General features: G+C 62.8%; 25 protein-coding genes. 19 read left to right on the forward strand and 6 right to left on the reverse strand.

Going from position 1 to position 23,015, the window contains the following annotated elements:
- Positions 1–28 precede the first annotated feature (28 nt).
- The 8 genes from miaB (at position 29) to pal (ending at position 6,704) form a co-directional block, all read left to right on the forward strand.
- Positions 29–1,399 carry a tRNA (N6-isopentenyl adenosine(37)-C2)-methylthiotransferase MiaB gene (gene miaB, locus QQS14_RS05415; RefSeq protein WP_285905902.1) on the forward strand — a complete coding sequence of 457 codons (1,371 nt, stop codon included), beginning with the start codon at positions 29–31 and terminating at the stop codon, positions 1,397–1,399.
- Positions 1,393–1,887, forward strand: coding sequence for a bifunctional nuclease family protein (locus QQS14_RS05420; protein WP_285905903.1), 495 nt, complete (start codon positions 1,393–1,395; stop codon positions 1,885–1,887). The genes miaB and QQS14_RS05420 overlap by 7 nt, the downstream gene beginning before the upstream one ends.
- 7 nt (positions 1,888–1,894) lie before the next feature.
- Complete coding sequence (locus QQS14_RS05425; protein ID WP_285905904.1) at positions 1,895–2,557, forward strand: histidinol phosphate phosphatase domain-containing protein; 663 nt, start codon at positions 1,895–1,897, stop codon at positions 2,555–2,557.
- A gap of 78 nt (positions 2,558–2,635) precedes the next feature.
- Positions 2,636–3,337: a MotA/TolQ/ExbB proton channel family protein gene (locus QQS14_RS05430; protein WP_285905906.1), complete on the forward strand. Its 702-nt coding sequence runs from the start codon at positions 2,636–2,638 to the stop codon at positions 3,335–3,337.
- Between the two features lie 9 nt (positions 3,338–3,346).
- On the forward strand, positions 3,347–3,772 hold the full coding sequence (gene tolR / locus QQS14_RS05435) for a protein TolR (protein ID WP_285905908.1): 426 nt from the start codon (positions 3,347–3,349) through the stop codon (positions 3,770–3,772).
- A 23-nt stretch (positions 3,773–3,795) separates the two neighbouring features.
- On the forward strand, positions 3,796–4,707 hold the full coding sequence (locus QQS14_RS05440; protein ID WP_285905910.1) for a TonB family protein: 912 nt from the start codon (positions 3,796–3,798) through the stop codon (positions 4,705–4,707).
- Between the two features lie 6 nt (positions 4,708–4,713).
- A complete protein-coding gene (locus QQS14_RS05445; protein WP_285905912.1) occupies positions 4,714–6,024 on the forward strand; it encodes a protein tolB in 1,311 nt (436 codons plus the stop codon).
- Positions 6,025–6,311: 287 nt separating this feature from the next.
- The gene (pal, locus tag QQS14_RS05450; RefSeq protein ID WP_345782787.1) at positions 6,312–6,704 is read left to right on the forward strand and encodes a peptidoglycan-associated lipoprotein Pal; all 393 of its coding nucleotides are present in this window, start codon (positions 6,312–6,314) and stop codon (positions 6,702–6,704) included.
- A gap of 113 nt (positions 6,705–6,817) precedes the next feature.
- Here the strand turns inward: pal and QQS14_RS05455 are convergent, their stop codons facing one another.
- Entirely contained in the window at positions 6,818–7,291 is a 474-nt protein-coding gene (locus tag QQS14_RS05455; protein WP_285905916.1) for a phosphatidylglycerophosphatase A family protein, read from the reverse strand.
- 298 nt (positions 7,292–7,589) lie between these two features.
- On the opposite strand from QQS14_RS05455, the gene QQS14_RS05460 reads away from it, so the two are divergent.
- Both QQS14_RS05460 and QQS14_RS05465 read left to right on the forward strand, forming a co-directional pair.
- Positions 7,590–8,240 carry a LysE family translocator gene (locus tag QQS14_RS05460; protein ID WP_285905918.1) on the forward strand — a complete coding sequence of 217 codons (651 nt, stop codon included), beginning with the start codon at positions 7,590–7,592 and terminating at the stop codon, positions 8,238–8,240.
- A 348-nt stretch (positions 8,241–8,588) separates the two neighbouring features.
- Positions 8,589–9,524, forward strand: a complete 936-nt coding sequence (locus QQS14_RS05465; RefSeq protein WP_285905920.1) for a hypothetical protein — start codon at positions 8,589–8,591, stop codon at positions 9,522–9,524.
- Between the two features lie 83 nt (positions 9,525–9,607).
- Here QQS14_RS05465 and QQS14_RS05470 read toward each other — a convergent pair whose 3' ends face one another.
- Complete coding sequence (locus tag QQS14_RS05470) at positions 9,608–10,225, reverse strand: Maf family protein (RefSeq protein ID WP_285905922.1); 618 nt, start codon at positions 10,223–10,225, stop codon at positions 9,608–9,610.
- Between the two features lie 220 nt (positions 10,226–10,445).
- Between QQS14_RS05470 and QQS14_RS05475 the strand changes: the two genes are divergently transcribed.
- From QQS14_RS05475 to dgt, 9 genes are all read left to right on the forward strand, one after another.
- Complete coding sequence (locus QQS14_RS05475; RefSeq protein WP_285905923.1) at positions 10,446–11,174, forward strand: OmpA/MotB family protein; 729 nt, start codon at positions 10,446–10,448, stop codon at positions 11,172–11,174.
- 17 nt (positions 11,175–11,191) lie between these two features.
- Positions 11,192–12,076, forward strand: coding sequence for a motility protein A (locus tag QQS14_RS05480; RefSeq protein WP_285905924.1), 885 nt, complete (start codon positions 11,192–11,194; stop codon positions 12,074–12,076).
- A 149-nt stretch (positions 12,077–12,225) separates the two neighbouring features.
- Complete coding sequence (locus tag QQS14_RS05485; RefSeq protein WP_285905926.1) at positions 12,226–13,233, forward strand: glucokinase; 1,008 nt, start codon at positions 12,226–12,228, stop codon at positions 13,231–13,233.
- Positions 13,234–13,375: 142 nt separating this feature from the next.
- Complete coding sequence (gene gpt, locus QQS14_RS05490) at positions 13,376–13,858, forward strand: xanthine phosphoribosyltransferase (protein WP_285905928.1); 483 nt, start codon at positions 13,376–13,378, stop codon at positions 13,856–13,858.
- 124 nt (positions 13,859–13,982) lie between these two features.
- Positions 13,983–15,167, forward strand: a complete 1,185-nt coding sequence (locus QQS14_RS05495) for a BMP family ABC transporter substrate-binding protein (RefSeq protein WP_285905929.1) — start codon at positions 13,983–13,985, stop codon at positions 15,165–15,167.
- A gap of 12 nt (positions 15,168–15,179) precedes the next feature.
- Positions 15,180–16,250 (forward strand): ABC transporter permease, encoded by a 1,071-nt coding sequence (locus tag QQS14_RS05500; protein WP_285905930.1) that lies wholly within the window; start codon positions 15,180–15,182, stop codon positions 16,248–16,250.
- Positions 16,251–16,255: 5 nt separating this feature from the next.
- Positions 16,256–17,173, forward strand: a complete 918-nt coding sequence (locus QQS14_RS05505) for an ABC transporter permease (RefSeq protein WP_285905931.1) — start codon at positions 16,256–16,258, stop codon at positions 17,171–17,173.
- A 3-nt stretch (positions 17,174–17,176) separates the two neighbouring features.
- Positions 17,177–18,712, forward strand: a complete 1,536-nt coding sequence (locus tag QQS14_RS05510; protein WP_285905932.1) for an ABC transporter ATP-binding protein — start codon at positions 17,177–17,179, stop codon at positions 18,710–18,712.
- Between the two features lie 43 nt (positions 18,713–18,755).
- Positions 18,756–20,033 carry a dGTP triphosphohydrolase gene (dgt, locus tag QQS14_RS05515; RefSeq protein WP_285905933.1) on the forward strand — a complete coding sequence of 426 codons (1,278 nt, stop codon included), beginning with the start codon at positions 18,756–18,758 and terminating at the stop codon, positions 20,031–20,033.
- 98 nt (positions 20,034–20,131) lie between these two features.
- Here dgt and QQS14_RS05520 read toward each other — a convergent pair whose 3' ends face one another.
- From QQS14_RS05520 to QQS14_RS05535, 4 genes are all read right to left on the reverse strand, one after another.
- Positions 20,132–20,359 carry a YgdI/YgdR family lipoprotein gene (locus QQS14_RS05520; RefSeq protein ID WP_285905934.1) on the reverse strand — a complete coding sequence of 76 codons (228 nt, stop codon included), beginning with the start codon at positions 20,357–20,359 and terminating at the stop codon, positions 20,132–20,134.
- A gap of 66 nt (positions 20,360–20,425) precedes the next feature.
- On the reverse strand, positions 20,426–21,262 hold the full coding sequence (locus QQS14_RS05525) for an amidohydrolase family protein (protein WP_285905936.1): 837 nt from the start codon (positions 21,260–21,262) through the stop codon (positions 20,426–20,428).
- 133 nt (positions 21,263–21,395) lie between these two features.
- Complete coding sequence (locus QQS14_RS05530; RefSeq protein ID WP_285905938.1) at positions 21,396–21,815, reverse strand: acyl-CoA thioesterase; 420 nt, start codon at positions 21,813–21,815, stop codon at positions 21,396–21,398.
- Positions 21,812–23,011 (reverse strand): cofactor-independent phosphoglycerate mutase, encoded by a 1,200-nt coding sequence (locus tag QQS14_RS05535; RefSeq protein WP_285905940.1) that lies wholly within the window; start codon positions 23,009–23,011, stop codon positions 21,812–21,814. The genes QQS14_RS05530 and QQS14_RS05535 overlap by 4 nt, the downstream gene beginning before the upstream one ends.
- Positions 23,012–23,015: the final 4 nt, after the last annotated feature.

Raw genomic sequence — 23,015 nt, forward strand, 5'->3', positions numbered from 1 at the left:
CCGGCAATCCCGGGCAGGATACGTTTTCATGAAATTCCACATCACCACCTTCGGGTGCCAGATGAACGTCCACGATTCGCAATGGCTTACCCGCGCCCTGGAGAGCCGGGGCTGGCAGGAGGCGGGCGAGGACGAGGCGCTGGTCTATATTTTCAATACATGCAGTGTCCGCGATAAGCCGGAGCAGAAGGTGTACAGCGAAATTGGCCGTATCGCGGCCCATGCGAGGCGCGATCCACGGGTTTTTGTCGCCGTGGGCGGCTGCGTGGCCCAGCAGATCGGCCGGGGATTCTTCGAGCGCTTTCCCTTTGTGCGGCTTGTCTTCGGCTCGGACGGCATCGCGGGCGCGCCCAACGCCTTGGAGCGCATCGTGGCCGGGAGCGACGAGCGGGCGGCCCTGCTCGACTTCATGCCCGCCTACGAAGAGCGAGAGGCCGCACTGGAGCAGTCGGCTGGGTCTGCGGCCGGGTCTGGCCGGCAGGCGTTCGTCACCATCATGCAGGGGTGCGACAACTTCTGCGCCTACTGCATCGTGCCCTACACCCGGGGGCGGCAGAAGTCGCGCCACCCGGACGCGGTGGTGGAGGAGTGCCGGGCGTTGGTGGATTCCGGGGTGCGCGAGATCACCCTGCTCGGGCAGAACGTCAACAGCTTCGGCATGGACAAGGGCGGGGCGGGCGTCAGCTTCGGCGGCCTGCTGCGGCAGGTGGCGGCCATCAAGGGGCTCGACCGGCTGCGCTTTACCACCTCCCACCCCAAGGACATCGCGCCCGAGGTCATCGCCGCCTTCGGCGAGTTCGAGACCCTGTGCCCCTCGCTGCATCTGCCCCTGCAATCGGGCTCCGACGCGATGCTCAAGGCCATGCGCCGCCGCTACACCCTGGGCCACTACATGGGCATCGTCGAGGCCCTGAAGCAGGCCAGGCCGGACATCGTCCTGACCACGGACCTCATTGTCGGCTTTCCCGGCGAGACCGAGGCGGACTTTCAGGCCACCCTCGACGCCTTGGCGGCAGTGGGCTATGATTCGAGCTTTTCCTTCAAGTATTCCGACCGCCCGGGCGTGGCCGCCGTGAACATGGAGCCGAAAGTGGACCCCCAAGTGGCCGCGGAACGTCTGATGCGCTTGCAGACTCTGCAAAATAGTATTACTAGAAAATGTCTAAAAATGCTTGTGGGCACCGAAACCGACGTGTTTGTCGAGGGCCTGAGCCGCATCCAGGGCGGGGACGCCCCCTCGTGGAAGGGGCGTGATCCGGCCGGGCGCGTCGTCAATGTGCGCATGGAATACGGTGGCTGCGAGGATGCGGGCGATCTGGTCGGCATGATGGTGCCGGTCAGGATCACCGAGGCCAAGAAGTACACGCTCATGGGAGAAGGGACGGGAACACCGTGGTAACGATGGACATCTTCGGGCTCGCCCTGGACGAGAACAGCAAGGCGCCCATCCTCGTGCTCAAGGAGGCGGGGGGCGAGCGCGTGTTGCCCATCTGGATCGGGGCCATGGAGGCCATGGCCATTTCCGTGGCCATCAACGCGGTTCCCTTTCCCCGGCCCATGACCCACGATCTGCTCCTCGGGGCCATTGTCGGCCTTGGTTGGCGCGTCGAGGCCGTGGAGGTCACGGACATCCGCGAGGGGACCTTCTTTGCCGAGATCGTCGTGACTTTGGGCGACGAGGCCCGTCGGCTGGACAGCCGTCCCTCTGATGCCATCGCCCTGGCCGTGCGCGCCAAGTGCCCCATCCGGGTGGCCGGGCATGTCCTTGATCAGGGCGGCGGTCCCATACAGCATGGCGCGGAGCGGGTCATAAAGACCGAAAGCGCCGACAAGTGGGCGGATGAGCTTGAGAAATTTTCTGAAGACGATATAAAATACAAGATGTAGGCCCCCCATGATCGACCTGCACACGCACACGGTCTTCAGCGACGGCGAACTCATTCCGGCGGAGCTTGTCCGCCGGGCCGAGGTCATCGGCTACAAGGCCCTGTGCATGACCGACCACGCCGACGAGAGCACCCTCTACTTCACTCTGGAGAATATCCTCCGGTTCGTGAAGCGGCACGGGTATTTCTACGACATCATCGTCCTGGCCGGGGTGGAGCTGACCCACATTCCGCCGCCGCTCATTGGCGAGATGGTGATCAAGGCGCGCGAGGCCGGGGCGCAGGTGGTTGTCATGCACGGCGAGACCCCGGTGGAGCCCGTGGCCCCGGGCACCAATCTGGCGGCCATCGAGGCCGGGGTGGACATCCTGGCGCATCCCGGGCTGATCACCGAGGAGGAGGTGGCCCTGGCCGCCGAAAAGGGCGTGGCCCTCGAGATCACCACCCGGGGCGGCCACAGCTTAACCAACGGCCATGTGGCCGCGCTGGCCCGCAGGCTCGGGGCCAAGCTGGTGGTGAACAATGACGCGCATGCACCGAGGGACCTTGTTTCCAAGGAATTGCGCAGGACCATCGCGCTGGGCGCGGGCCTGACGGCCGAGGAATACCGCCAGACCGAGGCCAATGCCCATGAGATCGTGCAGCGCTGTCTGCGCGGGGCGACCCGATGACCGGGGCGCAAGATTTGAACCAGTCGATTCGGACCTGCCCGATGCGGTCCGCAACATTCGTATTCGTGGGGTGACAGCATGAACATGCTTCCTGACAGCGATCTTTTCTCGCTTCTGGCCGGGGCGACCCTGGCCGTGAAAATGGTGATGCTCCTGCTTGGGGGCATGTCCCTGTGGAGCTGGGCCATCATCTTTCACAAATTCTTCACCATCGGCGCGGCCCGCAAGAAGGTCATGGAGGGATACGAGGCCTTCATGTCGTCTGGCGACCTCTCGTCCGGGCTCAAGGCACTGGGGTCCAGGGAACAGTCCCCCCTATCCCGGGTGAGCACCCTGGCGGTCAAGGAATTCCGCCTGCTGGAAAAGGCGGACGTCAACCGCGACCGCAAGCGGCTGCTGGTCAAGGATACCCTGCGCCGGGTGCTCAAGCAGGGCATATCCAAGGAAATGCGGTCCTTGACGCACAACCTGCCCTTTCTGGCCACCTGTGCCAACGCGGCCCCGTTCATCGGCCTGTTCGGCACGGTCTGGGGTATCATGCACTCGTTCCACTCCATCGGCCTGACCCAGTCCGCCGCCCTGGCCACCGTGGCCCCGGGCATCTCCGAGGCACTGGTGGCCACGGCCATCGGCCTGCTGGTGGCCATCCCGGGGACGATTTTCTACAACTACTTCCTTGGCAAGCTCAATGAGGTGGAAACCGGGATGATCGACTTTGCCGGGGCGTTCCTCAATCGCGCCGAGCGAGAAATCACCTGGGCCACCAAGGGCGAGCAGTAGGAGGCCGTCATGGCTATCAAGACGGGCGGCGGTTTCCTCAATGAAATCAATGTCACCCCATTCGTGGACGTGATGCTCGTGCTGCTGATCATCTTCATGGTCACCGCGCCGCTCATGACCCAGGGGGTGGAGGTGGACCTGCCCACCACGCGAACGGTGAAGAACCTGCCCCAGGACGCCGAGCACCTCGTGCTCACGGTCAAGGGCGACGGCAGCCTGTTTCTCGACGAGTACCAGGTGGCCGAGGACGAGCTGGAAGGCCACCTGACACGGCTGGTCTCAGGGCAGATGAAGCAGCTTTATCTTCGGGCCGATGCGGCCGTGCCCTACGGCACCGTGGTCAGGATCATGGGCGAGATCAAGGCGGCGGGCATCGACAGGCTGGGCATCGTGGCCGAGGAAACCTCGGCCCGCAAGGCTCAGGACAAGAAATAATCAGCTCCGGATGACATCTCCCTATGCGGCAAAGTCTCGGGTTCACGATTTCCTTTGTGCTCCACGCCTCATTTCTGGCCTTTGCCCTGTTCTGGGCGGGCGGCCAGACGGTGCGGGTGAACATGGATCGGCCGGTCTATTCGGTCGATCTGGTGACGTTGGCTCCGCCGCCGCCCGGCCCGGCTCCGGTGGTGGAGGCCGTGGGCGCGCGGGAGACGGCGGCGGCGCAGGCTCCCGTGGTTGAAGCCGCGCCCGAGCCGGTGGCCGAGATCAAACCCGTGCCGGTGGTCGAGGCCAAGCCCGAGCCAAAGGACATCAGCCCGACCAAGGTGGACAGGCAGCCTGTCGTCAAGAAGGAAGAAGCACCCAAGCCCAAGCCCGAGCCGAAAAAGCCCGAGCCCAAGCCGGAGCCGAAAAAGCCGGAGCCCAAACCCGAAGCCAAGCCGCAAAAGACGGCGGAGCAGATGCTGGCCGAAGGGCTGGCCGCAGCCCAGGCCAAGGCCACAGCCCAGGAAAAGCAGCAGGGCGCGGCCATCGCCAAGGAACTGGCGGCCATCAAGAAGCGCGAGGGCGAACAGGTCTATGCCCACGGCGGCCAGCAGGGTGGCCAGGAGGGCGGCGTGGCCGGGGGAGTCGTCGGCGGCAGCGGGTCGGGCCTGTCCGAGGTCTATGCCCTCATCGTGGGCACGGCCATCAAGAGGAACTGGCGCTATCCGAGCTTTGCCGGAGAGGCGAACATGGTCGTCACCGTGGAAATCATTCTTGACGGTGAGGGCAGGATTCTCTCCTCCAGGGTCACGCAGTCGTCGAACAATCCCGAGTTCGACAGCTCGGCCCTGCGAGCCATCAAGGAAACCGAGATCGTGGAGCGGCCAAGGACCGACAGGGATCGTGTCCTCCGCATCAATTTCAACAGCCAGGAACTTTCAGAGTAAACAGCAATGAAACGCATTCTGACGCTTTGCGCCACTTTTGTCATCGCGGTGTGCGCCGCGACCTCGGCCCTTGCCTCCGGACCGCTCACAGTGGATATCCACGGTCCGGGCCAACGCATGGTCAACATCATCCTCCTGCCGCCCAAGAGTCTGGGCGGCAACGAACTGCCCCAGCCCCAGGCCAGGGCCTTCGAGGAACTGGTGGCCAACAACTTAAGCTACATCCCCTTCCTGAAGATCATCCCCATGCCGGAGCTGCTCGGCGGCGACCCGAGCCGGGGGGTGGGCGCAGGCGACATTGACTTCCGGCCCATGCAGCTGGCCCGCATCGATCTGTGCATGACCACGGGCTGGAACGGGCGCTCCGTGGAGGCCCGGGTCTTCGAGACCTTTGGCGGCCGCCGCGTGGTGGGCAAGGCATACAACGACGTGGGCGAGATCACCCTGGCCCAGGCCGCAGACCGCTTCTGCTCCGCCTTTCTCGAGGCCCTGACCGGCAAGAAGGGGTTCTTCGACTCGCCCCTGGCCTTTGTCAAGCAGGAGGGCGAGGGCAAGGAGATCTTCACCGTGCTCCCCCAGGGGCGCGAACTCAAGCGCATCACCAAGCTTGGCGGGTTCAACCTGAGTCCCTCCTGGTCGGCAGACGGCTCGAAGATCATCTTCACCCATATTGCCAAGACCCGTCACGAACTCGGGGTGTACGACAGCAAGACCCAGAAGATCACCCTGTACTCGCAGGGGCTCGGCCAGACAGTCATCAGCCCCATGTTCGGCCCTGGCGACAGGCCGGTGGCGGCTCTCAACCTCAACGGCACTACGGACATCCACGAGCTTGACGAATCCTACCGGCCCAAGCGCAAGCTGGCGCAAAGCCCCTATATCGAGGTGTCGCCCAGCTTTGACCGCACCGGCTCCAAGATGGCCTTCACCTCGGGCCGGGCGGGCAACCCGCACATCTACCTGATGGACATGAAGTCCGGCGAGGTCCGCCGTGTGACCATGACCGGCACATACAACACCCATCCCTGCATGAGCCCGGACGGTCGTTACATCGCCTACACCGCCCGCACCGGAAGCGGGCACCGGATATTTTTGCACGATCTTTCGACCGGACGTGAGAAACAGTTGACGTTCGGCCCCGGAAACGATGAATATCCGGCATTCGACCCGGATGGATATTTCCTGGCCTTTGCCTCCAGCCGCACCGGAGAGTTCAAGCTCTACCTCACCACGCGGCACGGGGATACGCCAAGGATGCTCTCCACCGGGCCGGGGCAGGCCTTTGCCCCTGCGTGGGATACGGCGTTGCAATGGTGAATCGTCACTGAATCAGGGTTGATTTTTCACGGCGAAAGGGTACACATATACTGGAAACCCCTTTTTCCGGGCAGCTCAAACGTCAATGGCCGAAAAAAACGGCCCTACCTCAAGGAGTGGGCATGAACTCGAAATGGTATCTCGCGGCAATGATTCTTTTGGTCCTCGCGCTCGGCGCCGGGGCCGGTTGTTCCAAGAAAACGTCGACCAGCACCCCTCCCGGCACGCAGGTCGAGGTGACGGACGAAAGCAGATGGGCGCAACCGTCCACGTCCGGACAACCGTCCGTGGATGAAGCCACGCTGGCCTCCGAGGCCGAGCGCCGCGCCAAGGCCGAGGCTGTGCAGGAGCTGACCAGCGTCACCATCCGCTTCGCCTTCGATTCCTATGAATTGAACACCGAGGCCCGCTCCATTCTGGCGCTGAAGGCCAACATCATGCGCCGGTTCACCGATGTCCGTGTCGTCATCGAGGGGCATTGCGACGAGCGCGGCACCGAGGAATACAACCTCGCCCTGGGCGAACGCCGGGCGCGTGCCGCCTACGAGCATCTGGTCATCCTCGGTGTTGACCCCAGCCGCATGAGCATCGTCAGCTTCGGAGAGGAGCGTCCCCTCGACCCCGGCCACAACGAAACCGCCTGGGCCAAGAACCGCCGGGCAGAGTTCGTGGTCCGGTAACTGTCGCAGGTATGGATTCTCAGGCCGCTCCCGCAAGGGGGCGGCCTTTTTTTTGGGCTTACGAGGGATGCGCTGGGAGCGTTGGCAGGGAAGGGAAGGCGCGGGTGGAAACCTCAAAGAATCCAGGCGATCAGGTGCAGGCAGAGCAGGGCGTAGAGCCCGGCCACGCCATCGTCGGCCATGACCCCGAGCCCGCCGGGAAAGGCTGTCTCGGCCCACTGCACGGGCCAGGGTTTGAGGATGTCAAAACCCCGGAAGAGAACAAAGGCGAGCCCCAAATACCAGATGGGCATGGCCGAGAAGAAGAGCAGCGTCAGCCACTGGCCGAACAGTTCGTCGATGATCACGCAGCCCGGGTCCTTGCGGCCCATGGTCCGCTCGGCCACGGCGCAGGCCCAGACCCCCACTGCGAAGACCGCCGCCAGCGCGGCCAGCCGTCCCCACAGCGGCAGGGGCAGGAAGAGCCAGGGCGCGGCCACCACGGCGGCCAACGATCCCCATGTGCCCGGAGCCTTCGGGAAATGCCCGATGGGGCCAAGGGTGGCCAGGGCCGTGCCCAGGGTGTCGAGGGGGGATTTGGATTTCATTCTCGTGGTCTCCTTGTCGGCTGCTCGCCGTTGCCGCGTCTGGAAGCGCTGTCGCCCCCTGTGTACACGCATGTGTCGCAGCTGTACAACAGGAATTGGATGTGCTTCAAATCGTTTGATCTTGTGTGTCATGGTGTCGTTAAAGGGCGTTGCCACCAGGCGATGAGTTCGGCCTCCTGAGCCCTTTTGACCCGACTCGCTCGGGTCGCCTCGCTTGGGCAAGATTGTCAATACGCAGGAGAAAAGGGGCATTCCGGGAGGGGCGTATTTACACCATCCGGGGAGTGGATTAGGGTCCATGGCTGACATCATTCTCAGCGAGGGGCCGACAATGGCTTTCAACACGTGGTTCGCCTATTTCCTGCTCATGACCGCCATCGCTTACACGCCCGGGCCCATGACCATGTTCTCCATGTCATCGAGCGTGCGCAACGGGTTCGTGCGGACCCTGCCAGCCATTGCGGGCGGCTCGTGCGCCTATGTCACGCAGATGGTCATCGTCTATCTCGGCCTTGGCGTGGTGGTCCAGAGTTCGAGCATGGTCTTCAATATCATCAAATGGGTCGGCGTGGCCTATCTCGTGGTCCTCGCCGTCAGGAACTGGCGGCAGCCGCCCATGGACGCCCCATGGGCCGAGGCGAGGCCGACCACGCCCCTGCTGCGGCTCTTCTGCCTCGGCTATGCCACGGGCATGTCCAACCCCAAGTCGGTTCTGGTGTTCACGGTGCTCTTTCCGCAGTTCATCGATCCGGCCCACTACACCGGGCATTTCCTCATCCTGGCGGCGAGCTTCTTCGTCATCCAGGGCAGCAGCGCCGTGGCCTATGCCCTGTTCGGGGCCAGGACCTTCTGCTGGCTGCGCGAGCGATGCCTGACCCGGCTCCAGAACCGGGTCACGGCCGTGATTCTCTTCTGCGCCGGGGGCTTGCTGGCGGTGAGCGAAAAATGAGGTGTTTCCGGGGCATGGCAATCTTTCGTTGAGTTAATTCCCCGGCTCGGGTAACGATTTTATCCAAGTCCGTCAGAACGTGTTTATATGGTCGTTCGTGATCTGGGGACAGTCGATGGACATTGTTTTGGTATTTTTGTACTTGGGCTTTGACCCGCAACCAAGAGGATCAAACGACGAATCATGACGTTGCGGATGGATGTTATTATAAGAAAAACAGAATGATACTCAATGTGAGAGAGTTTTTTCCCTGGATAAGGTCATATAGATTATGTTTTTATTGCAACGTGTTGAGTTGCAGCTTGAAATTTTAGGTGTGTTCAATTCTTTAAAAAGAAAGTAGATGCCATGAAAGAAGCTCCGTGTCATTTTGTGAGACCGTTTTTAGACAGGTTTGGCGACTTGTACCCATGTTGCTTTGTAAACATGAAGCCAGAGTTTAAAATAGGATCCGTAGATGATGAAGACCTTCTAGATAAAATGTATTCTTATGACAAGGCGTGTCAATGTGGATTTCTCAAGTTCAGAAAGTGGCAGAAAGGAGACAAATTAAATCTTTTGAATATTCAGACATCGCTCAGCTGTCATGGAAAGTGTGCAGTCTGTTATGTTTCTGCTCCACTGAAAAAAGAAAATATAGAATTGGATTATGAAAAAGCTTACAATTTTTTAGAAAAACTCAATCCAAATGTCTTGTATTATGAAGGTGGAGAAGTCCCGATACAAAAAAAGGCACTTGAATTTGTAGCACAAGTTAAAAAGGGGATTGCACCTCAAAAATTGCATCTTCTTACAAACGGATGCTATAATACAAATACGGCAAAGACTTTGTCAGATATGTTTACCGACTTTACTGTTTCTTACATGGGGATATCAAAAAATACTTATTATCATGAGACGATGCTCGATGTTGATGTAACTAAAAATTTTTCCGTAGAAGTTCACCGACGTACTGGGAAAATTGGATTTAGATATATATGCACTCCACTTACCATGATCGAGGCTGGAGATTTTCTTGATTTTGCCGCAGGGTTTAAAGATAGTCATGTCATTTATGCTGACTGTGATATCAATAGCTATGCAAAGGAGCCGCGCGCCATTCCATATTGGTCGCAGGTTATTCGTAGATGCCAGCTGCGATTCAAGGAATCGCTGCTGACGAACAGAGAGAAATTGTTGCAGTTCAATTTCAAGGTGAAATTTGAACCAAGGACGGCAGGATTGCTTGGGGTATCCAAGGAACTTGTAGACAAGTTCAAGATTCCCAATGTCGATTTTTACTGAGTTTGAGACTTATCTCCACATCAAGCTTTGCACGAGACCATCCTCTACGCTTGTCCCCGGGGGAAATGACGGAGCGGGGACATTCAGCCTCTTCGAGGCTCTACGAGCCCCCGCTCGATCAGCGCCTCCAGCACCCGTGCCACGGGCAATCCTACCACGTTGGTATATGACCCCCTGATGGCTGTGACCAGGAAGGTGCCCACGCCCTGGATGGCGTAGGCTCCGGCCTTGTCCGTGGGTTCGCCGGTGGCGATGTAGGCGCGCAGTTCGGCTTCGGTGGAGACGCGCATGTCCACGTCCGTGGTCACGGCGCGGGTGAGGGCGTCGTGGCCGGGGGCCGTCAGGCAGAAGGCGCTGATCACCTGATGGGTCCGGCCCGAGAGCGCGGTGAGCATGGTCAGGGCCTCGTCCGGGTCGGCGGGTTTGCCCATGATCCAGTCACCAAGGACCACGATGGTGTCCGCGCCGAGCACGGTGCGGCCCGGATGGCGCTCTGCCACCTCCATGGTTTTCATCAGCGCCATGCGCGCCGCGTAATCGGCCGGTTTTTCGCCGGGCAGGGGGGCGGGCTCCTCGGCCCGGCTGGGCACCACCTCGAAATCGAGGCCGAGATCGGCCAGCAGCTCGCGCCTGCGGGGCGAGGTCGAGGCCAGGACGATGGGAACCGTGGACGTGAAGGGACCGGGAGTGCGCTGTGTCATGATGGGCCTGAAACTGGCCCAGAACCGGCGGCGAGTCAATAACGGACTCCGGGACGGACACTTGCCGCAGGGGCCGCCCGGATGACGGAATTTTGCCGCTCGGCGCGGGCTGGGGAGTGGTGTTGCGAGCAGCCGGGGGCGGAGTGTCGCTATTCCGAATGGTTGTGGACGTGGCGTGGTTCTTGCTTGGTCGCGTGTGCGCACCAAGCGCGGGAGAACCATGCGAGACATCGACGCCAATTTCACCAAGGGATTTTCCTCCTTCGAGCAGATCGAGGGAGCGCCTCGCGCCACGGGCGTGAACGACTGGGCCGTGCCCTGGGCCGACCTGATGATGGTCATGTTCGTGCTCTTCGTGGTCCTGTTCATCTATGCCAGCACCCATCAGGACGTGCGGGTGCTTTTCAGCCGACAGAGCGCGGAAGAGGCCAGGGACATGGGCGCCCTGGACCCGCTCATCGGGCTCATCGGCCAACTGTCAAGCCGGGCCGACATGCTTGGCTCGCGGGATACGGTGCGCATGGCCGACAACCAGGTGCTCTATCGCTCCCGCGTCGACGGCGTGACCGTGATCCGCGAGGGGGCTGGCCGCGTGCGCGTCAGCCTGCGCGGCGATCTTTTCTTCACGGCCGGGGAGCAGGGCCTCAGACCCGAGTCTGATGAATATCTTCAGGAAATATCGGATGTTGTCCGCCTGAGCGTGGGTATGGTCCATGTGCTGGGTCATGCGTCCGAGGATGAGGCGTCCGACGGCGCCATGAGCGGCTTTGCCCTGTCTACGGGCCGCGCGGCCGGGGTGGCGGACCTGCTCATGAACCGGTTCGGCGTGGACCCGAGGCGGGTGACCATCACCGGCAGAGGCTCGCTGCATCCCGAACTGCCCGGGACGAGTGCGGGCAATCAGGCCATGAACAGGCGCGTGGAAATTCTCATCACCAACGAAATTTGAACCGGTCGGAGGATGGCATGAACAGGAAAAATATCATCGGCGTGATCCTCAGCCTGTTGCTCTTCGTGGGCAGCTTCCTGCTGACGGGCGCGGCCTCGGCCTACTGGAATCTGGCCGCCTTCCTGGTGGTCGTGTCCGGTCTGTGCGCGGCCATGCTCGTCAGTTATCCGACAGCCCACATCCGCAACGCCTTCAGAGTGGCCAAGAATGCCTATACCAACGGCCACGCCACCTCCGGGGAGATCGTCAACACCCTGCTCGACCTCTCGGTCAAGAGCAAGGTGGACGGCCTGCTCTCCCTGGAGCGCAACGAGGCCAAGGCCACCAGCTCGTTCCTCAAAAACGGCCTGATTCTCCTGGTGGACAATTACAAGGAAGAGGAAATCCGCGAGACCCTCAACGCGGAGATGGCCTTCTTCAACCTGCGCCGTCAGCAGAGCGAGCGGTTTTTCCAGACCATGGCGCGCATGGCCCCGGCCTTTGGCGTGGCGGGCAGCGTCATCGGCCTCATCGGTCTGCTCATGGGCATCAACGATACGGCCGTGATTCTCAAGAACATCCCGGTGGCCTTCATCTCCACCCTCTACGGCCTGGTCCTCAGCAATCTCGTCTTTTCGCCCATCGCGGAAAACATCAACTATTCGACGCGGGTGGAGCTTCTGAATCAGAAGCTGGTCCTGGAGGGCATAGTGGCCATCAGCAAGGAGCAGAACTCCTACAAGCTGGAGCGCAAGCTGGCCTCGTTCCTCAGCCCCAGCGAGCGCGAGGGCAAGACCGAGACCCTGCGACGCATCACGCGCAAGTATGTGGAAAAGCGCAACAGCCCCCTTGATCTGGAAGACCTCCTCGCGCCCGATGAAGCCCGCGCCGAAACCGTTGCCGAGGCGGGCCGGGTCGCATAACCCGCAGTCTCCGGGACAGCCGGCAGCGTCCGGTCGCACAGGCATCGCGAGCACGAATCCGCCCACGGGCGGATTCGCTCGTTTCGGCCGCGGCGGGCTGGCTTTCGCGCCCGATTGTGCTAGGTTGCCTCCAGGACGGAGGGCTGGACATGGCAAGGATTCTGGCCGCCGACATCGGCGGCACGCACAGCAGATTCGCGGTCTTCGAGACGACGGGCGGCCCCCTTGACATGGAGGACTCCCGGTGGCTCGAAACCCGCGCTGCGACGTCCTTTGTCCACCTGCTCGACCAGCTTCGCGACAGCGGCTTTCCCTTTGAGCACGGCTTCGACGCGGCCGTGCTGGCCGTGGCCGGGCCGGTGGTCGCTGCCACGAGGTGCAGGCTGCCCAACGTGTCTTGGAGCGTGGACCTGGGCGATGTGGAACTCGGGGCGCGCCGGGCCTGTCTGATCAACGACTTTGCGGCCCAGGCCCACGCCTGCCGCACCCGGGTCATGGACGGGGCGCGTATTCTCCAGTCGGGCAGGGCCGGGCAGGGCAGGGCCGGGTCGTGCGGAGCCGAAGTGGACGGGGCCGAAGCGGATGCCGTCATCGGCGTCATAGGCGCGGGCACCGGGCTCGGTCATTCGGCCCTGATTCCCGACCAGGGGCGATGGATCGCCCTGTCGTCCGAGGCCGGGCACATGGCCTTTCCCTTCACCGGATCCGACGAGGCCGGATTCGAGGCGTTCGTGCGCCGGGAGACAGGGCGGGGCTGCGCCGAGGGCGATGTCGTGGTCTCCGGCCCCGGGCTGCGCCTGCTTCATGCCCACCTCACCGGCCAGTGGTTGACGCCCGCCGACATCTCCGCCTCCATCACCCCCGAGAGCCCCACGGCCCGATGGTTCGCCCGGTTCTATGGCCGGGCGTGCCGCAACTGGGCCTTGGCGGTCATGCCCCGTGGCGGGCTGGTGGTCAGCGGGGGCGTGGCCGCCCGAAATCCCATGCTCGTCAACATCCCGGAATTTCTGGACGAATTCCGCAACTGCGCCACCCATGCGGACTTCCTGTGCTCGCTGCCGGTGCTGCTCAATGCCGACGAAAGGAGCGGTCTGTTCGGCGCGGCGGCCTTTGGCAGCCTATGGCTGGCGGATGCGACGCTGGCCGGGGAGGGTTGAGCAGGCCCATCACGCCGGAAAAAAAGGATTTCTCCTTTGCCGGTTGCGGCATGATTTGAACTCTTGATTAATCGGTCGAACAAGGGTAAATGCACGGTTCTTCCGTTCCTCCCCTCGGGAAAACGCCAGGAGATCGACCGTCATGGGTGACAAGAGCCGCTACCAGAAGATGTATCCCGTTTCCTGGGAACAGTTGCACCGCGACTGTCGCGCCCTGTCGTGGCGTTTGATGGAAAAGGGGCCGTGGAAGGGGATCATCGCCATCACCCGGGGTGGCCTCGTGCCAGCGGCCATCATCGCCCGGGAGCTTGATATCCGCCTCATCGACACCATCTGCCTCTCCAGTTACGACTGGAAGGCGCAGGGCAGCGCCACGGTGCTCAAGTCCGTGGACAACGACGGCCAGGGATGGCTGCTCATCGACGATCTCGTGGACACGGGCAAGACCGCACAGATCGCCCGAGACATGGTGCCCAAGGCCCACTTTGCCACGGTCTACGCCAAGCCCGCCGGGCGGCCCATGGTCGAAACCTTCATCACCGAGGTCAGCCAGGACACCTGGATACTCTTCCCGTGGGACGCGGGTTCCCAGTTCGTCCAGCCCATCATCCAGGCTTCCGAGTAGGGTCGCAAAAATAGTTGTTCAAGTATTATGATGTGATGGAACTCGCTTCGAGAAAGCGGGTGTTGCCCAAAAAGGCATGCTGGGATATTGGCAGTTGATACAAACGCACATGGAGAGGTCCACGATGAAAAAAATGATGAAACTGTTCGCCGCATCCGCCCTATCGCTGGCGCTGATGCTGTCCCTGTTCGCCTGCGCCGAGGCTCCGGAGGAGAAGAAGGCAGAGGCTCCCGCCACCCAGTCCGAGGCGACAACCGAAGCCTCCGGCGAGGCGTCTCCCGATGCGTCAGGGGAAGCCGCCCCGGCCGAGGAGAAGACCGTCAAGGTCGGGTTCGTCTACGTCTCGCCAGTGGGCGACGCGGGCTATTCCTATGCCCACGATCTGGGCCGCAAGGCCGTGGAGGCGCTTGACTTCGTCACCACCTCCTACGTCGAGTCCGTACCCGAGGGCGCCGACTCCGAGCGCGTCATCCGCAACATGGCCCGCAAGGATTTCGACATCATCTTCACCACCAGCTTCGGCTACATGGACCCGACCATCAAGGTGGCCAAGGAGTTCCCCGGCGTCCGGTTCATGCACTGCTCCGGCTTCAAGAAGTCCGAGAACGTCAACAACTACTTCGGCCGCATCTATCAGGCGCGCTACCTGACCGGTCTGGTGGCCGGTGCCATGACCAAGTCCAACAGGCTCGGCTACGTGGCCGCCTTTCCCATCCCCGAGGTCATTCGCGGCATCAACGCCTTTACCCTGGGTGTGCGCCAGTCCAACCCCGAGGCCGAGGTGCGTGTGGTCTGGACCAAGACCTGGTATGACCCGGCTCTGGAGAAGGACGCCGCCAAAAGCCTGCTCGACGCGGGCTGCGACGTCATCGCCCAGCATCAGGACTCCCCGGCCCCGCAGGAGGCCGCCCAGGAGGCCGGTGCCTACTCCGTCGGCTACAATTCCGACATGTCCTCCTTCGCGCCCAGGGCGCACCTGACCTCGGCCATGTGGAACTGGGCTCCCATGTACGTCAAGACCGTGGAGCAGGTCCGCGACGGCTCCTGGCAGGGCGATCAGGCCCTGTGGTGGTCCATGCAGGACGGCGTGGTTGACATCGCGCCCATGGGTCCGATGGTTCCCGAGGACGTCAAGGCCCAGGTGCTCGCCAAGCGCGACGAACTGATGAGCGGTGTTGACACCGTGTTCGCCGGTCCCATCAAGAACCAGCAGGGCGAGATCGCCGTGCCCGAGGGAACCTCCATGACCGACGGTGAAATGCTCGGCATGACCTGGTTCGTGGAAGGCGTCGTCGGTTCGGCCGAGTAAAGTCTCGGACAGATGGCACTGAAGATACGAAAACGAGATGAACCCTGGAAGTGGGGCGCCCTGGTCATTTTCCTGGGCGCCCTGCTCTTTTCGCTGGGTGTGAGCTGCCTGCTCCTGGCGGGGCAGGGCAAGGACGCCCTGCACGGGATGTTCATCCTCTGGGAAGGGAGCTTTGGCAACCTCTGGGCCCTTGAGGGCGCGCTGCTCAAGGCCATCCCCCTCTTCCTGTGTTCCCTCGGCGTGGCCGTGGCCTTTCGCATGCAGATATGGAACATCGGGGCCGAGGGGCAGTTCGCCCTGGGGGCCATCGGGGCCACCTGGATGGCGCTCAGCTTCCCCGGGCTGCCCTGGTACGGGCTGATGCCCCTCATGTTCGCCATGGCCTTCCTGCTGGGCGGGGCCTGGGCCTTCATTCCGGCCGTGCTCAAGCTCAAGTTGCGTGTCAACGAGATCATCTCGACCCTGATGCTCAACTACATCGCCATCCTTCTGCTCGACTACCTCGTCTTCGGGGTGTGGAAGGACCCGACCAGCTTCGGCTTTCCCATGACTCCCGAGTTCACCTCCGGGGCGGTCATCGCGGGCATCGGCTCCAGCCGGGTCCACTGGGGTTTGCTCTTTTGCGCCGTGGTGGGTGTCGGGCTGTGGGCCTTCATGCGCTTCACCCGCCTCGGGTTCGAGCTCAAGGCCAGCGGCGAGGGCGCGCGCGTGGCCCGTTACGCCAAGATTCGCTATGGTCTGTTGACCATGTTCGTCATGGGGTTGTCGGGCGGCTTTGCCGGGTGGGCCGGGTGCATCGAGACTTCGGCCGTGCTCAACCGGCTGCAACCCAGCCTGATGGTGGGCTACGGCTACACGGCCATCGTGGTGGCCTGGCTGGCCCGGCTCGAACCCCTCAACATCGCCTTTGGGGCCTTCCTGCTTGCCGCCCTGCGGGTGGGGGTGGAGAACCTCCAGCTCGAATTGCAGATTCCGGCCGCCTTCGGGGTGATCATGGAGGGCATGATCCTGCTCACCGTGCTGGCCGGGCAGTTCTTCCTGACCTATCGCATCGAGCGCGCCCCGCGTGAGGGGGGGGAGTGATGCTCATGTGGGAATTCATCATACCGCTCATGGCCGCAGCCGTGCAGTCGGGCACGCCCATCCTCTACGCCACCCTGGGCGAGATGATGACCGAGAAGGGGGGCGTGCTCAACCTGGGTGTGGAGGGCATCATGGCCGTGGCCGCCCTGGCCGCCTTTGTCACCAGCTTTGCCACCGGCTCGCCCTGGCTCGCCTTTCTGGCGGGCGGCACGGCGGGCCTTGCCTTTGCCTCGCTGCACGCCTTTGTCTGCATCACCTGCCTGGGCAACCAGGTGGTCTCCGGGCTGGCCCTGACCATTCTCGGTCTGGGCGTGAGTACCTTCCTTGGCGTGCCCTACGTGGGGCTGGCCGCCCCCGGCTTCGACCCCTTCGCCTTTCCGCTGCTCTCGTCCATTCCCGTGCTGGGTGACATTTTCTTCCGCCAGGACATGCTGGTCTACATTTCCTTTGTCATCCCATTTTTCTTCTGGTTCTTCTTCCGGCGCACCAGCCTCGGGCTGCATGTCGCGGCCACGGGCGAGATGCCTGCCGCCGCAGCAGCTGCCGGGCTCAAGCCTGTGGCCCTGCGCTATTTCGCGGTGCTGACCGGCGGTTTCCTCATCGGCCTTGGCGGGGCGTATCTCTCCCTGGCCTACACCCATCTGTGGACCAACGGCCTGTCCGGCGGGCGCGGCTGGATCGCCGTGGCCCTGGTCATCTTCGCCTTCTGGCGGCCGGGTCGGGCCGTGATCGGGGCCTACCTCTTCGGCGGGGTGATGGCCTTCCAGCTACGGCTCCAGGCCATGGGCACGCATATCCCGTCGTCGCTGCTCCTGATGTTGCCGTACCTGTTGACCATCCTGGTGCTCATCCTCTCGGCTTGGCGGGGCCGCCGCATCGACGCCCCGGCCGCTCTGGGCACCAACATCGAGCCGGAGGCATAGCCCATGTCCGAGTTGCGCTATGTCCGGCCCGCGCGGGTGAGGCCGCTGCCCGAGGGTGCCGTGCCCGTGGTCCGGCTCAAGGAGGTGACCAAGCGGTTCGGCAAGGTGGTTGCCAACAACGCCATTACCCTGGACATCCATTCCGGCCGCATCAAGGCCCTGCTCGGCGAGAACGGGGCGGGCAAGTCCACGTTGATGAGCATGCTGGCCGGGCGCTACAAGCCCGACTCGGGCACCATGGAGGTGGACGGCCGCCCGGTGCGGTTCGAGTCCTCCAAGGACGCCATCGCCGCCGGGATTGGCATGGTCTACCAGAATTTCATGCTCGTGGACTCCATGACCGTGGCCGAAAACGTGCTGCTCGGCCAGGAAGGCGGATTCTTTATCAATCCTGGCGAGATGGAGGCGCGGGTGGACGCGCTGGCCACGGAATACGGGCTGGCCGTGGACGTCTCGGCCCGCATCAGCGACCTGTCCATGGGCGAGCGCCAGCTGGTGGAGATCCTCAAGCTGCTCTACCGCAAGAGCCGCATCCTCATCTTTGACGAGCCCACGGCTGTGCTCACGCCCGAGGAGACCAACCGGCTCTTCGAGGCCCTGTGGCGCATGACTGAGCAGGGCAAGTCCGTCATCTTCATCAGCCACAAGCTCGAGGAGGTCATCGCCCTGGCCGACGAGATCGCCATCCTGCGGCGCGGCCGGATCGAGGGCGAGCTGGACCCCACGGCCATCGAGTCCAAGGCCGAGCTGGCCTCGCGCATGGTGGGCAAGGAGGTGCTGCTCGAGGTGGACCGCCAGCCCGTCGAGGTGGGCGAGCCGGTCCTTGAAATCAAGGGCATGACCGGTCTCGGGCTGACCGATGTCAATCTCGAGGTGCGTCAGGGCGAGATCGTGGCCGTGGTCGGCGTGGCTGGCAATGGGCAAAAAGAGCTGGTTGAGGCGGTCACGGGTCTGGTCAAGCCGCCTGTGGATACGGTTTTCATCATGGGCCAGCCCTGGCGCAAGTTCTTCGCCGAATCCACCTGGAACCGCTCCATGTGCTACATCCCGGAGGATCGGCTGGGCCTGGCCACCATGCGCAACCAGAACCTCGTGGACAATCTGCTGCTGACCACGCGCAAGGGGTTTGCCAGGGGCATGTGGCTCGACAAGCGGCGCGCCGAGCGCGATACGGAAGAGTTGATCAGGAAATACGACATCCGGCCCGGGCGCATCCATGCCCTGGCCTGGCAGCTTTCCGGCGGCAACCTGCAAAAGGCCGTGCTGGCCCGCGAGCTTTACCGCCAGCCGCGTTTCATCGTGGCTGAGCAGCCCACCCAGGGGCTGGATGTCTCGGCCACCGAAGAGGTCTGGCGGCGGCTGCTGGATGCTCGAGCCATGGCCGGGGTGCTCCTGGTCACGGGCGACCTGGGCGAGGCGCTGCAACTGGCCGACCGGATCGCGGTCATGTATCGCGGCCGCATCCTCGGCATGCTGCCCACCTCCGAAGCGGAGACCGCCAGCCGGATAGGCCCGCTCATGGCCGGAGTCCTGGACTAGGCCGCAGCCCCCTGAAACAGCGCCCGAAGCGCGGGAGGAACGAGTGGAAAACAGCTTCTACAACGAGTTCGACACCGAGAGCATCGGGCACGGGCAATCCAGGCACGACAAGGGGCGCACCCCCTTTGAGCAGGATCGGGACCGCATCATCTATTCCCCGGCCTTCCGTCGGCTGCAGTCCAAGACCCAGGTCTTCCTGTCCGGCGAGTTCGATTTCTACCGTACCCGGTTGACCCACTCCATCGAGGTCTCCCAGATCGGGCGCTCCATCGTCAACCACCTCAATCGCTCGTCAGACGAGCTTGGCGATGGGTTCCATATCGACCAGGATCTGGTGGAGTCCATCTGTCTGGCCCACGACATCGGCCATCCCTCCTTTGGCCACGCGGGCGAGGGGGCGCTCAACGAACTGATGCGCGAGTCCGGCGGCTTTGAGGGCAATGCCCAGAACCTGCGTATCCTGGTGGAGCTGTTCTACCGCGACAAGGCCACCTGGAGCGGCATGAAGCCCACCCGCGCCTTTCTCGACGGCATGCTCAAGTACAAGACCCTGTTCCGGGATTCGGCCGACAAGAAGAAGCACTTTCTCTACGATCCCCAGGAGGCGATACTCGATTTCGTCAGCCCGGACGCCCGCTTTGGCGATCTCTTCGACTCCGAGAAGACGTTGAACACCTTCAAGTCCCTGGAGTGCCGGATCATGGACTGGGCCGACGACATCGCCTACTCGGTCCACGACCTGGACGACTCCATCCGGGCCGGGTTCATCTCGGTCAAGAAGCTGCGCAACTGGCGGGACGCCCAGGCGTCAGGCCTGGACGCGGCGGACATCCTGTTTCTCGACGAGTTGACCGAGGCGGTCATGGACGATGGGTTCGGCCCTTTCCTGGCCCGGCTCATCGGCGAGTTCATCCACGCCACCACTCTGGCCCGGCGTGACAATCCGCTGGCCGACCGCACCAACCGCTACCGCTACGACATCGCGGTGATCCCGGAATTGCGCCAGCGCTGCAAGCTCATGCAGAAGCTGGCCAGGGACCTTGTCTTCCGCACCCCGCAGGTGCACCAGCTCGAATACAAGGGCGGCACCATTCTGCGCAAGGTCTTCGCGGTCTTCGAGGAGGAGTATGTGGCCAAGCAGGAGCCTTCCCTGCGGCTGCTGCCGGACCATTATCACATGGCCATTCTCGAACACGACGACGAGCATCATCGGCGGCGCATGCTCTGCGACTATGTTTCGGGTATGACCGACGGCTTCGTCATCCGCACCCACAGGCGGCTCTTTGACCCCGGCTTCGGCTCCATCATCGACTTGATCTGAGTGCGCGGCGTCCTGTCGGCGGCCGAGTCGGAGGATCGGCGTAAAAAAGCCCCCGGCCTGAAAGCAGGGGGCTGGTCGGCGGCCTCGTGGCGATGGCGCTACTTGTTCTGTTCCTGGATGACGTCCACATCAATCCGGTTGAGGATGACCTCCTCGCCCTTTTCGTCCGTGAACTTGTAGGTCTCGCTCTTCAGGTCGTATTCTGGCGCGCCCTGGGTGTGGAAGGTCTCGCCCGTCTTTGTGGTGACCTGATAGTTCTTGCTGCCGCAGGCGGCCAGCAAAGCCAGCATGAGCAGCACAAGCAAGGCCGTGATGCAACGTTTCATTTCCGTTTTCCCCCCCCGGTTGAAATTCTGTGACATCTTTTCCATACACGTTCGGGGACGATTTCATCAACAGCTTTTTGTGTGTTGCTGTTCTTTTGGCCGCGCGGTTACGGCATGCTGGATGAGGATGTCTCCTGCGTTGCCCAGAATGGCCTCAAGCTCGCCGGTGGAGAGCTGGAGCCGCCTCGCGAGCTGCTCGATTTCGCGGCCCGGGTCGAAGAGGGGATAGTCGCTGCCAAAGAGAATGCGGCGGCTGCCAAAGGCGCGGTAGAGGCGCAGCAGCAGGGTGTCGTCCACAAAGGCGAGGGTGCTCGACGAGTCCACCAGCACGTCCGTGGCCGCCAGATGCTCCAGGGCGTATTCCCAGTGGCGGTAGCCGCCCATGTGGGCCGCGATCATGACCGGGCCCGGGAAGACCTTGCGCAGCTGGGCCAGTTTCTTCGGGCACGACGGGTTGTCCTCGGGCGGCAGGGTGTCTCCCACATGGAAGAGGCAGACGAAGCGGTCGCCGATCATCTCCATGACATCGTACAGGGCCGGATCGTCCAGCCGATACCCCTGGAAATCCGGGTGGAATTTCAGCCCTTTGATTCCGTTTCTCTCCAGCCTGTCCAGCTCGTCCTCCATGCCCTCGAAGCCCGGGTGGATCGTGCCGAAGGGGATCAGCCGGGGGTGCTCGCGCCTGATGGACAGGGACCAGTTGTTGGCCGGGATGACCTGGGCCGGGGTGGTGGCTGCGGTCAGGACCACGGCCGAGTCCAGGTGCGCCTGGTTGAGCCGCGCAATCAGATCGTCCACCGTGCCGGTACCCACCGGAGCGATGGCGTAGTGATCCTCAAGCTGATTGAGCACCTTGTCCGCGATCTTGGGATGAAAGGCGTGCATGTGGACATCGATGAACATGGGGAAACCGTGCCAGACGCGGGGCGGTATGTAAACGGTTGTTTGAGGTGGTTCCGAAAAAGAAACAGCCGCGATTCCAGAGTGTTCAGAGAAAAAAAGGAAGGATTGAACCGATCGGGGAACAGGTGCTTGATCAGTCGAACAGTTGGCGCAGCCAGTCGGGTACGCGCACCGGTTTGCCCGTTGAATCCACGGCGGCGTGCTCGGTCATACCCGTGGCGTGGAGCACGCTCTTGTCGCGGTTCATGACCTCGTAGCTGAAGGTCATGGAGGCGCGCTTCCACTGGGTGATGCCCACATGGACGAGGATTTCGTCGTCAAAGCGGACCGGAACCCGGTAGCGGCACTGAGCCTCGCGCACGGGCAGGATGATGCCGCGCTTTTCTACCTCGGCATAGCTCATGCCGTGCTCGCGGATGAAGAAGCTCCGGGAGCGCTCAAAGATGTGCAGGTATTCCGCGTAATAGAGCACGCCCATGGTGTCTGTCTCGCCATAGGAGACAAAGTGGCGATACCAACTGGACGAGGCCGGGAACTGCACGATGGCGCTCATGGTCGCATCCCCAGGGTCTTGAGGGCAAAGGGCAGCAGTTCGTACCCCTTGTCCAGGATGAGGCCCGTGCTTGCGGCGGTCTTCTCGGAGAAGCCGTCCACGCCCGAGGCCGGGCAGCCGGGGCCGTTGATGATGAAGGGCACCGGGTCCGTGGTGTGGGTGCGCTCGGCAATGGGCGTGAAGTGGTCGCAGGTGACGATGAAGCCCACGTCGCGCCCCTTGAGGGCCGCCAGCAGCGGGGCCACCACCCGGGCGTCGAAGCGGCTGATGGCCTCGACCTTGTCGGCCGCGTTGCCGCCGTGGCCGCATTCGTCCGGGCCTTCGAGGTGGACAAAGGCGAAGTCGTTGTCCTCAAGGAAGTCGAGGGCGGCGTCCACCTTGCCCTGGTAGTTGGTGTCGAGCAGGCCGGTGGCTCCCTCGATGTCAAATACGCGCATGCCCGAGGCGTTGCCCAGCCCCTTGATCAGGTCCACGGCCGAGATGACCGCGCCGCGCAGGCCGAAGGTCTCGGCAAAGTCGGGCAGCATGAGGGGGCGGCCCTGGCCCCATGGCCAGATGGCGTTGGCCATGCTCATGTTGATGTCCCGGTCGGCCAGCAGGTCTGCGGCCTCGAACACCAGGTCCCACAGCGGGGAACTGCGTGAGAAGGCGCGCAGGTCGTACTTGATGGGTTTGTCCGTGATGTCGTGGGGCGGGTTGATCTTGAGCCCCGCGTCGTCGGTCAGCGCGCCGCCCTTCTGGACCAGCAGGTGGCGGTACTGGATGCCGGGGTAAAAGACATAGGTTTCGTTGCCCAGCCGCTGTTGCAGGGCCTCGATGACCGGGCGCGAGACTTCGCTCGGGATGTGACCCGAGGAGTAGTCGCGCATGTAGCCGTCGATGGTCAGCCTGGAGACCGTGACCAGATTGAGCCGCCAGACCAGGTCGTCCGGGTCGAGGACGAGGCCCTGGGCCGCCGCCTCGATGGGGCCGCGTCCGGTGTGGTGGCGGGCCGGATCGAAGCCGAGCAGGGACATGTTGGCCACGTCCGAGCCAGGGGGCATGTCCACGGGCACGGTCTGGGCGCGGCCGACCACGCCGGTTCTGGCCAGCTCGTCCATGTGGGGCGTGTGCGCCGCCTCCATGCATGTCTTGCCGCCCAGTTCCTCAAGGGGCCAGTCGCCCATGCCGTCGGCTACGAGATAGAGAAGTTTCATGAAT

The organism is Pseudodesulfovibrio pelocollis (assembly GCF_030282845.1).
GTDB classification, from domain to species: domain Bacteria; phylum Desulfobacterota; class Desulfovibrionia; order Desulfovibrionales; family Desulfovibrionaceae; genus Pseudodesulfovibrio; species Pseudodesulfovibrio pelocollis.